Raw genomic sequence first — 601 nt, forward strand, 5'->3', positions numbered from 1 at the left:
GTCCCGCACCGCCCCGCAGCCGGCGCCCCGCCGTCCCGCCGCGCGGAAGCCCGCCCCGGCCGGGACGCCGGCTCCGACGAAGGCCCCACCCCACGGGCGGCGGGCGCCGGCCGGAACCCCGGCGGCTGCCGACAAGCGCAAGGCGACCCCCAGTCCCGTCACGGCAGCGGACGACCCCCGGTTCGTCAACGGCCCCCTCGCGGTCCTCGACGCCGACCCGAACGGCAAGGTGCAGGCGTACTGCGTCGGCGGCCTGGTCCTCGACGTGCCCGCCACCACCCTCCCCGCCCTGGTGGAGTGGACGCTCGACGAGGCCAAGCTCGGCCGGCCCAGACTGTCCGGGCCCGGCAAGGACGCCGACCCGCTCCTCGTCCTGACGGTGACCGCCCTCGAGCGCTACGGCCTGCCCACGGCCCTCACCGACGCCGAGCGGCTCGCCGGACGCCTCCCCGAGAGCCACAAGGCGGTCAAGCAACTCGCCCGTGCCCACTGGCAGCTCACCAAGCGCGGTCTGGGCCCGTGGGCGCGGATCTACCGCCCCGCCCAGGGCGCGGAGCGCTCCTGCGTCCAGCTGTGCGTCCCGGCGTGGAACGCCCTGGAC

The 601-nt window shown here is 77.4% G+C and carries 1 pseudogene; it reads left to right on the forward strand.

From position 1 onward, the window contains the following. A pseudogene (locus ACOV8S_RS09615) lies at nucleotides 1-601 on the forward strand (telomere-associated protein Tap); the annotation flags it as partial.

Source organism: Streptomyces sp. CO7, assembly GCF_053474865.1.